The organism is Verrucomicrobium sp. BvORR106 (assembly GCF_000739655.1).
In the GTDB taxonomy this organism is placed as follows: domain Bacteria; phylum Verrucomicrobiota; class Verrucomicrobiia; order Verrucomicrobiales; family Verrucomicrobiaceae; genus Verrucomicrobium.
The window spans coordinates 1-10292 of record NZ_BATR01000153.1 but is presented as its reverse complement, the minus strand read 5'-3'; the positions used below and the strand labels follow the sequence as shown (position 1 = coordinate 10292).

General features: G+C 61.4%; 6 protein-coding genes. 5 read left to right on the top strand and 1 reads right to left on the bottom strand.

The window, feature by feature from the left end:
- The 4 genes from leuS to BV106_RS27155 all read left to right on the top strand — a co-directional run.
- Window positions 1-1580: leucine--tRNA ligase (gene leuS / locus BV106_RS27170; protein ID WP_038170029.1), on the top strand; the 1580-nt coding region annotated here is incomplete at its 5' end.
- Window positions 1581-1738: 158 nt separating this feature from the next.
- Complete coding sequence (locus tag BV106_RS27165; protein WP_038170028.1) at window positions 1739-2866, top strand: glycosyltransferase family 4 protein; 1128 nt, start codon at window positions 1739-1741, stop codon at window positions 2864-2866.
- A gap of 10 nt (window positions 2867-2876) precedes the next feature.
- Window positions 2877-5066, top strand: coding sequence for a 1,4-alpha-glucan branching protein GlgB (glgB, locus tag BV106_RS27160; protein WP_051946392.1), 2190 nt, complete (start codon window positions 2877-2879; stop codon window positions 5064-5066).
- Window positions 5067-5211: 145 nt separating this feature from the next.
- Window positions 5212-7797, top strand: a complete 2586-nt coding sequence (locus tag BV106_RS27155; protein WP_038170026.1) for a protein kinase — start codon at window positions 5212-5214, stop codon at window positions 7795-7797.
- 145 nt (window positions 7798-7942) lie between these two features.
- Here the strand turns inward: BV106_RS27155 and BV106_RS27150 are convergent, their stop codons facing one another.
- A complete protein-coding gene (locus BV106_RS27150; protein WP_051946391.1) occupies window positions 7943-9430 on the bottom strand; it encodes a hypothetical protein in 1488 nt (495 codons plus the stop codon).
- Between the two features lie 120 nt (window positions 9431-9550).
- Between BV106_RS27150 and BV106_RS27145 the strand changes: the two genes are divergently transcribed.
- Window positions 9551-9952: a YkvA family protein gene (locus BV106_RS27145; protein WP_051946390.1), complete on the top strand. Its 402-nt coding sequence runs from the start codon at window positions 9551-9553 to the stop codon at window positions 9950-9952.
- Window positions 9953-10292 lie beyond the last annotated feature (340 nt).

The following is a 10292-nucleotide window of genomic DNA, read 5'->3' as shown; positions in this document are numbered from 1 at the left end:
GCACGGAACTGGCGAAGGACAAGACGGGTGTGAGCACCGGTGCCTTTGCAGTGAATCCGGTGAACGGAGCGCAGATCCCGGTCTGGATCGCTGACTACGTGCTCATGAGCTACGGCACGGGGGCCATCATGGCGGTGCCTGCGCATGATGAGCGCGACTTTGAATTTGCGACCAAGTTCAGCCTGCCCGTGGTGCAGGTGGTGGCTCCGCCGCTGGGCACGGAGTGGCGCGGCTACACCGATGACGGGGTGGCGGTGAACTCCGGCTTCCTGGACGGGCTGACCACGCCCGAGGCGAAGCAGAAGATCTCAGCGTGGTTGGAGGAAAAACAGCTGGGCAAGGCCAAGGTGAACTTCAAGCTGCGTGACTGGCTCTTCAGCCGCCAGCGTTATTGGGGTGAACCCTTCCCGGTCATCTGGGAGGACGGACGCCACCGGGTGGTGCCGGAAGGTGAGCTGCCCGTGCTGCCACCCGATCTGGCTGACTTCAAGCCGACCGGCACGCCCGAGCCTCCGCTGAGCAAGGCGGTGGACTGGGTGCGCTACAGTGAGACGGCCAACCGGGAGCTGAACACGATGCCCCAGTGGGCGGGCTCCTGCTGGTACTACCTGCGCTACTGCGATCCGGGCAACAGCGAGCGCTTTATTTCCAAAGAGGCTGACGCCTACTGGATGGGATCCTCCGGCAAGCCCGGTGGCGTGGATCTGTACGTGGGGGGCACCGAGCATGCGGTGTTGCACCTGCTGTACGCCCGCTTCTGGCACAAGGTGCTCTTTGACCTGGGGCATGTGGTGACTCCTGAACCCTTCCAGAAGCTGGTGAACCAGGGGCTCATCCTGGGTGAAGACAGCCAGAAGATGTCCAAGAGCCGCGGCAACGTGGTGAACCCGGATGATGTGATCGTCGAGTACGGGGCAGACTCTCTGCGCCTGTACGAGATGTTCATGGGTCCGCTGGAGCAGGTGAAACCCTGGAGCATGAAAGGCGTGGAAGGCGTGTACCGCTTCCTGGCCCGCGTGTGGCGCCTGGTGCTGGAAAGCAACCAGGAAGGGGAGTGGACGCTGTCTCCTCAGCTCCAGGATGTGCCGGTGGACAAGAAGCTCAACAAGGTGATCCACGAGACCATCAAGAAGGTGGGCGAGGATATCGAGCGTCTGGGCTTCAACACCGCGATCAGTCAGATGATGGTGCTGACCAATGCCTTCACGGCGGCAGAAGTCCGGCCGGTGGCCGGGGTGGCGACGCTGTTGCAGGTGCTGAATCCCTTTGCTCCGCACCTGACGGAAGAGTTGCAGTCCCGTCTGGCAACCGCGTTCCCTTCTGCGAAGAAGAGCGGTTTGCTGTCTGAGCAGACGTGGCCGACCTTTGATCCCGCCGCGCTGGTGGAAGACGAGGTGGAAGTCATCATCCAGGTGAATGGCAAACTGCGTGATCGCCTGACGGTGGCGCGTGAGATCAGCAAGGAAGCCCTGGAAGCCCAAGCGATGGCGAGCCCGAAGGTGGCTGAGTTTACGGCGGGTTTGACCGTGCGGAAAGTCATCGTAGTTCCCGGGAAACTGGTGAACGTCGTGGCGAATTGATGCGCGGCAAGAACCGGGTGTCTGATTGATTGAAGACCGCACTCTCCGGATGAGAGTGCGGCGGGTGGGCGCTGGCTTGCAGTCTTGCCTCGCTGCAGGATTCGCCTTATGGCTTGGAGAACTGTCGCGGACCCCATACTGAGCTTCTCTTCCCCACCATGCGCATCGCCCTCGTCCATTATGCAGCTCCGCCGATCGTTGGCGGGGTGGAAAGGGTGATCGAGCAGCAGGCAAAAGTGCTGGGCGACTACGGGCATGAGGTGTTGGTCGTCTGTGGCAATGAAGGAGCGAAGGTTCCCGTCGCGGAGATGCGGATCCTGCCCGGCCTCAAGGCGAATGTCGCCCTGGACGAGGCTGAGGGGGATCAGCTCTACAGAGACCTGGCCGGGGCTCTGACGGGGGCGGACGTCGTGCTCGTGCACAACATGCTCACGATGCCGTTCAACTGGACGGCCTCTTCAGCATTGGCCCGCTTGAGTCGTGAGCTGACAGGGGCCCGCTTTGTGAACTGGGTCCATGATGTGGATGTTTCGCGAGAGGCCTTTACCGCGCTGGATGCACGAGTGGTCCATGTGGCGGTGTCCGAAGTGCGCCGGCAGCATTTTTCTGAGCGTCTCGGAGTGCCGGTGTCGGAATGTCGCCTCATCCCCAATGGGGTGGATGTGGCAGATGCTCTGGGGCTGACGCCAGGCGTGGCGGAGTTTGTCTGGCAGAGTGATCTGCTGGACCGGGAACTGGTGCTCGTGCACCCCACCCGGGTCCTGGCGCGGAAGAATCTTGAGATGGGGCTGGCCATCACGGCGGCACTGCGGGATGCCGGGACTGATGTGGTGTATGTCGTGACGGGAGCGCCGGATCCTCACCGGAAGGAATCGGCTGCTTATGCAGAACGCATTCGCGAATCGATCCTTCTGAATGGGCTGGAGGACCGGGTGCACTTTGTCTCCCGCGATTTTCCGGTGATGAATGCCGATGTGGCCAGCCTCTACCGGATCGCCGATGCGCTGATTTTCCCGAGTCGCAGTGAGGGCTTTGGGCTTCCTTTGGTGGAGGCGGCTCTGCACCGTTTGCCGGTGTTTTGTTCAGACATCCCTCCGCACCGGGAAGTGGCGGGGGATTTTGCGGTGTTTTTTGATCTGGCGTCACCGCCGGAGGAAGTGGCGCGGTTGGTGCTTGAAAGTATGGGGTCCGATCAATGTAGTACGGTCAGGAAGACCGTCATGCGGCGATTCGGGTGGAAGCACATCTTCAAGGAATACCTTGAGCCTCTGATCAAGGAACGCTAAGTAGTAAAACATGGCCCTGACGTACCCACTCGACGAGCAAGCCCGGAAAATTCTAGACGCCTCTCACAACGACCCCTTCAGTTACCTGGGGCCCCACGTCTCTCCTGACGGAAAAGTCACGGTCCGCTCTCTCCAACCACAGGCCCATAGTCTGAGCGTAGTGCTCAAAGCCACCGGAGAAACATTTGTTGGGAATCTGCTTCACCCGAACGGGTTGTTTGAAGTGGCGCTGCCTTCCAAGTGCTGGGGCCAGCCCTATGAGCTCGCCTGGCAGACCCAGGACGGGAAGGTGCACCGCCATGCCGATCCCTATGCTTTTGGCCTCTGTCTGGGGGAACAGGACATCCATTACTTCCGCGAGGGCAAACACTGGCACCTCTATGAAGTGCTGGGGGCTCACCTCCGGACGTTCAACGGGGTGGACGGGGTCCTCTTTGCCGTGTGGGCACCGAATGCAAAACGCGTCAGCGTCGTGGGGGACTTCAACGGTTGGGACGGTCGGGTGAACCCGATGCGCTGCCGGGTGGAGTCAGGGATTTGGGAGCTGTTCATTCCCGGACTGGCCAGCCTGGTGCACTACAAGTTTGAGCTCATAGGGGAGAACGGGGCGCTCTTCAACAAGAGCGATCCCTTTGCCTTCTTCTCCCAACACGGGCCCCAGACGGCGTCGCTGACATGGGACTTTCACCACTACCGGTGGAGTGATGACACCTGGATGAGCCAGCGCAAAGACCGCAGCCTCTACCGCTCGGCCATGAGCATTTACGAGGTGCACCTCGGCTCCTGGCGCAGACGGGAGGGCGGGCGCATGCTGACCTATCGTGAGCTAGCGGATGAACTGATCCCGTATGTGAAGGATCTGGGTTTCACCCACATCGAGCTCATGCCCGTGAGCGAGTTCCCCTTTGATGGCTCTTGGGGCTACCAGGTGGGAGGCTACTTCGCCCCCACGAGCCGCCACGGGAATCCTGATGAGTTCCGTGAGTTTGTGGATCGTTGTCACCAGGCCGGTCTGGGCGTGATCGTGGACTGGGTGCCAGCGCACTTCCCCAAGGATGCCCACGGTCTGGCCCGCTTCGACGGGACCGCTCTCTATGAACATGCTGATCCCCGCCAGGGTGAGCACATGGACTGGGGCACGCTGATCTTCAACTTCGGCAGAAACGAGGTGAAGAATTTCCTCATCGCCAACGCCCTCTTCTGGCTGGAGATGTACCACATTGATGGCATTCGCGTGGATGCGGTGGCCTCGATGATCTATCTGGACTACTCCCGCGAGGCGGGGCAGTGGGTGCCGAACCGCTACGGTGGCCGGGAGAACCTGGAGGCCATCGAGTTCATGCGGGAGCTGAACTATCAGTGTTACTCCCGCTTCCCCGGCATCGCCATGATCGCGGAGGAGAGCACTGCCTGGGGGGGCGTTTCCCGCCCTGTCAGCACAGGGGGACTGGGCTTTGGCTTCAAGTGGAACATGGGCTGGATGAATGACACCCTGCGCTACATGGAGAAAGAGCCGGTGCACCGCAAGCACCACCATGGGGAGGCCACCTTCTCCATGCTCTATGCCTATGATGAGAATTTCATCCTCGTGCTGAGTCATGACGAGGTGGTGCATGGAAAGAAGTCCATGCTGGACAAGATGCCCGGCGACCGTTGGCAGAAGTTCGCCAACCTGCGGATGTTCTATGCCTGGATGTGGATGCATCCCGGGAAAAAGCTCCTCTTCATGGGCTGCGAGATCGGCCAGTGGCGGGAGTGGAACTATCAGCAGTCTCTGGACTGGGAAGTGCTTTACGGTGAGGAACACCGTGGCCTGCAGTCCATGGTGCGTGACCTGAACCACCTGTACACGAATGAGAAGTCCCTGCACAGCCGCGACCATGAAGCGGGTGGCTTCTGGTGGTTGGAGCCCAATGACTACGAGAACAGTCTCTTTGCCTTTGGCCGCAAGGACCCGGAAGGGCGCACCTGCTATGTGGTGGTGAACGCGACTCCGGTGCCCCGACCCGGGTACCGCATGGGGGTGGAAGAAGGTGGCTACTACCGGGAACTGCTCAACTCGGATGCCGCCAACTACGGCGGCTCTGGCGTGGGGAACAGTGCCGGGATGCAGGCTCAGCCAACTCCCTGGCAGGGGCAGCCCTGGTCCGTGGAGGTGACGGTGCCGCCGCTGGCGACTGTGGTGTTGCAACGGGCCTAGTCACAGAGGTTTACCCAGCCGGGACACTGGCATCGGCGCCCCCTTGCGATCAAGGGGGCAAGCTGTGTCCCGGAAATGAGGTACATTCTTGCTTTTGAGGAGCGATTGCCCCATCCTCAGAAAAAATTATCAGAGGAAAGCTGCCATGAGTTTGCCGCAGATTGCAGGTCTTGAGTTGCAGGATTTGATTGGGAAGGGGAGCTGCGGAGCGGTCTACCGTGCAGTCACAGCTGACAACCGGACGACCGCCGCGGTGAAGGTCTTCAGCAGCATGGCGATCAATCGCAAGCTGCTGGGTATCGCCATGCGGGGGCTCCAGCAGATGCCGGAGCATCCGGGATTGCTGCCGGTCACCGCCTTTGATTTTGACAGCAGCCCCTATTTCGTGGCCACGCCGCTAGTGGGCTTTACCACTGAGGATGGAAAAGGCCGCCGGACATGGGAGACGCCGACGCTGGAAAGCTGCTGCGGCAACGTGGGTCCGGACGAGGCCTGGCGCTACATCTATGAGGTGTGCGACTCCATGGCGTGGCTGCACAAGCACAATCTGGTGCATTGCAACCTGAAGCCTCGCAATGTGCTGCTGGAGGATGACCCGGCCAGCGCCACCAAGATCACCGACATCGTGCAGGGGTGGATCGGTGGGGTGCATCATTTTGAAGCCACGGATCACTTCATGTATGTGCCGCCTGAGCAGGCGGAGCATCCCGATGCGCTGGCCACCCAGGGCACGGCTTGGGATGTGTACGCCTTTGGGGTGGTGGCCTACCGGCTGCTGACCGGTCGCTTCCCACGTGCGGAAGAGGAGTATGAGCGCCAGCGGAAACGCCAGACGGGCGACCGCGGCGGCATGCCTCCCACGTTCGACAATGCCGCGATCATGACGGCTGTGCGCGGACAACCTGAGGTCGGCTGGCCTACGAAGACGCGTTCCAAGTGGGATGAACGACGCCGCCAGGTGATCGAGCGTTGTTTGGCGATGGATCCGCGCCACCGCTGGCCGGATCTGCGTGAAGTGATGCGGGAGTTCGAGAGACTGGAAGCGGACTACCTCTTGGAAGACGCCCGGGGGAAGATCGATGTGGAGCGCCGTCGTCAGATCCGGCGGCTGGTGCTGCTCCGTTCCACGGCCATCGTGCTCGCGGCCGCGTTCCTGGTGGCAGCGGTGTACGGCACCATCTACGGTTTCGCGGCGACGCGCCGGGCGAAGAAGGCCGAAACGGCGAATGTGCAGAAGGATTCCCAGCATGAGGTGGCGGTCGCGGACCTGCAGTCACAGGTGGGTAATCTGGCCCGTGAAGTGGCAGCGGCGAAGGCGGCGAAGATCAGGTCTGAGGCCTCCCTGGACATGTCTCACGCGGCGGTGGACCAGTTCCTCACGCTGCTGCTCCAGACGCCCACTGGCCTCGGAATGCAGACGGAGATTTCCTCGAAACAGGTCAACGAAGCACTGACCTTCTATGAACAGGAGCGCGAACGCCTGAAGGAGGATCCTGAGCGGCTGCCGGAGCGCGCCCGCAACTACTTCAACACAGCGCAGCTCCTGCTGCGGAAGAACCAGCGTCCCGAGGCTGCTCACTGGATGGAGGAGGCGCAGCTGGCGATTGCCAACGTGTTGAAAGCCGAGCCGGATCACAAGGACAAGGTGCGGCTGGAGACCATGCTGGGGCGCACCTGCCGCTGGCTCGGTCTTCTGAAGGCAGAGGCAGGGCATCGCAGTGATGCTCTGGTGTTGTACCAGCAGGCGGTCACTTTCCTCACTCCGGCAGTGGAGGCTAATCCGACGGATCGCAACACGCGCTTTGAGTGCGCCTCAGCTTGGTACGAACTGGGCAAACGGGCGCGCCGCGACGGCGAGGGCGCAGTGTCGGTGCACGCATTGGGTAAAGTGCCGACTTTGCTGAACCCGAAGCTGGTGGGCGAGGAGCTCTCGGCCGAGGAACAGTTCCTGCTTTCTCGCAGTCAGATCGAGCGGGCGCTTTCCCAGCGGGACGAAGGCAAGCTTGATGACGCGATGCGGTCCCTCTTTGACTCCATGGAGGTGATGGTGAAGCTGGTGGAGCGCTCCAAGCCCAACAACCAGGAGCAGGCGCTGACCCTGGCGGAGGCTTACATTGAGTTCGGGGAAATAGTGGCCGGAAAGCTGGGTAATACGGATGCGAAGGATGCGCAGTCTGAGGCGCAATCCATCTTGATCGAGCTGGTTCGGGTGCATCCCCAGTGGGCGGACGCCCGCTTCCTGCTCGCGCGGAACTATGGCGATCTGGCCGCCCTGGAGCGTGACATGGGCAATGCGGCTGAGGCGCGTCGCAAACAAGACATGGCGGTGAAGACCATGGAGGATCTCAGCAAGGACAATCCGGACAACACCCGCTTCCTCTCCGAGTTGGCCCGGCAGCAAGGGATGAGCGCACAGCTCATCTGTGATCTGGGCAAGCCCAAGGAAGCCATTCCCGTGGCAAATCAGGCAATCGATCGTCTGGAGGGGCTGCTCAAAGATGGCGGCCCGCATTTCGACGAGATGGATCGCAAGAGCTGTGGGGTGCTGCTGGCTCAACTGTACGGCATCCTTGGACACAGCGGTGAAGTGGCCAAGGATTCAAAGCTCGCCAAGGCCTCCTTCACCAAGGCCTCCGAGCAGTGGGCCGCCGTGCAAACTCGTCACGGTACGGACGAGACCATTGAAGCAGGCATCTCCTGGAGCAAGGAACGGCTGGGGAAACTGAAATGAGTTGAGACGCTTCGCTGGTTGAGACGCTGCCGCCGGGGCGGCTGCTGGTTGAGACGGCTTCGCCTGGTTGAGGCGCTTCGCTGGTTGAGGGGGGCGCTGGGGCGGCGGCTGGTTGAGAGGTGGGTGTATGCTGGTCCGTCAGACGCTATGACTCCAAAGCCGTTAGGCCGCCCTGTAGGATCCACTCCTTCACTGTCGGCAGTTGATCCACCAGCGGTGTCACGGGCGTGCCAAAGGGGGCTTGGTTCACGGAGTCAATCGAGATGAAGCCATCGTTAACCTGGAGGGTCACCAGACCGTCAGGGAGCTGGTGGTAGAGGTCCGGGTGGGCGGCGAGGGTGGCGGCGCTGATACCCATCTCATCCGGGTACATGGAGAGGCCGCGGAAGTAGTGGTGCCCGTTGCGCTCCACATGGGTGATGCCCAGCAGGGCCTGCATGGCGAGGTCCTGGGTGAGGGGGATCGGGCCAACGTTGGCGAGATCTTCACCCGAGAGGATGAGCTCGCGGTCAGGATGGGCCAATCGAGACGCATGGATGGCGGCGGCGTTGGCCAAGCCTTTGAGGATGCCTTTGCAGTTCTTGTGGCTGCCGCCGGAGTAGCCAAGCTCCAGGGCAGTGTTGAGAGCGCCGGATTCGCCATCGCTTTCGTCGATGATGAGACGGGGGGCCTCAGGCCAATCGCGGAAGGCACTGGCCAGATCCGGATTCAGGGCGGAATCGCGATGGAGAGGCTGCTCGATCCACAACACGTGTGACATGAAGCCCTTCAGTTCGGGGTCGTTGTTTAGTGCCTCGAACCACTCGCGAAATGCGGCCAGATCCCGGAAGTTCTCGTTGCCGTCCAGGGTGACGGCAAAGTCTGGCGAAGCGTGTTGGCGGATGACTGAGGCTACCGCAGTGAGTCGGTGGCGATCAGTCTCCAGATTGCCGCTCAGCTTGATTTTGAAATAGCGCAATCCATAGGCGCGGATGCAGTCGTCCAAGGTGTGGGGCAGGCCATCGTGCACCGCTTCACTGGACGGGACGTCCCCTGCGGTGAGAGGATCTGCGAGGCCGATGGTGTGGCGCAGGGCGATCTGACGGGGCGGGGGATTGGCCAGGAATCCCGGCACTTCCACATCGGAAAGGGAAGGGTGCAACTCACTCCAGCGGATGCCTAGCGCAGGCGTGCGGAGCACCTCGTGCAACGGCAGCTGCCAGGCCCGGCAGAGGGCGTCCAGCAGAGCCCGCTCTACCAGGCTGACGCCCAGATTCCAAAGCAGCGGGGGATGTTCGTGGCGGGAGGCCCAGAGTTTCTGCTCCGCGGCGAGTTGCCGGACCAAGGGGTACCAAGTGACAAGCTCCCTGCCATGGAGAGATGCCAGACGAACGGCGTTCTGGATGACGGCCAGCATGCTGGCGACGTCCAGTTCATTGGGAGTGGTGGGGTCCTTGGTGAACCACTTCGGCGGCAGGCCTTCGCTGGTTCTGCCGACGATCGTCTGACCGTTGACCTCCAACTCGACCGTCACGAAGAGGTGGGGCAGGGCAATCAAGGAAGCGATCCCATACCGGAAGGGGAACCGGGTGCGCATGGGCAGCACACGCAAATCGATGCGGTTGATTCGGAAAGGGCTGGGGGCGGCAGGCATGAAGAGCCGCAGTATGGCTGAAAACGGCACGCTGTACGGGAAAAACCAAACTTCCTGGCGAATCGGATTGGGAACGTCGTATCATGGGGGAGCGACAACTCCACGCACGCTCATCCTGCCATGCCTGAGACTCCGCCTCCTTTCCCTTCTGGTCGCGACACCCGTCACGATGCCACCATTGAGAAAGTGGTGCGCAGCGAGGATGAGATCGAAAAGAAAATGGCCGGCAAGAAAGCCCTTCATGCGCTGCTGGAGCATGGGCGACTGATGCTACAAATGGTGGGGGACTATTTCTCTGGTCGCTACCGCGAAATTCCCTATTGGGCCATTGGCGCGGCGGCGTTGGCGCTCTTCTACGTGCTCACTCCGGTGGATATGATCCCGGATCTGATTCCCGGGCTGGGGTATCTGGATGACGCCACGGTGCTGGCTTTCTGCCTGAAGCTCATCGAGACGGAACTGGACAAGTACCGGGAGTGGCGCAAGACGCGGGAGGCCGAGGTGCAGGTGACCAAGGCGTGACAAAGGTCTTCGCGCTGAGGGCAAAATCGCGAAAGCTGGCGCAGGATTGAGACGTACAATTGTAGTCGTGACCACAGTCGCGACGTGGTATGCTATCAGGTGGGGCGCGCCCGCACCTGCAGGCGGCTGACGGTATGCTTCCTGCTGCTTGCAGGAGGCACACTTCCAGCGGCGGCAGCCACGTAGTTTCGCCCTCATAATGAAAGTTTTCCGTCGCCATCCCCGTTTTTCCCGTGCCGGTCTCGTGATCCTGCTCTCAGGAAGCTGTGCCGTTGTCGCCTCTGCCCAACAGCCGAGAGGCAAGGAGGAGTATGACAAGAAGGTCCTCCCGATGCTGACG

Excerpts from the sequence above, each read along its gene's own strand:
- BV106_RS27150 (WP_051946391.1), bottom strand. The coding sequence starts at position 9,430 with ATGCCTGCCGCCCCCAGCCCTTTCCGAATCAACCGCATCGATTTGCGT.
- glgB (WP_051946392.1), top strand. The coding sequence starts at position 2,877 with ATGGCCCTGACGTACCCACTCGACGAGCAAGCCCGGAAAATTCTAGAC.
- BV106_RS27165 (WP_038170028.1), top strand. The coding sequence starts at position 1,739 with ATGCGCATCGCCCTCGTCCATTATGCAGCTCCGCCGATCGTTGGCGGG.
- BV106_RS27145 (WP_051946390.1), top strand. The coding sequence starts at position 9,551 with ATGCCTGAGACTCCGCCTCCTTTCCCTTCTGGTCGCGACACCCGTCAC.
- BV106_RS27155 (WP_038170026.1), top strand. The coding sequence starts at position 5,212 with ATGAGTTTGCCGCAGATTGCAGGTCTTGAGTTGCAGGATTTGATTGGG.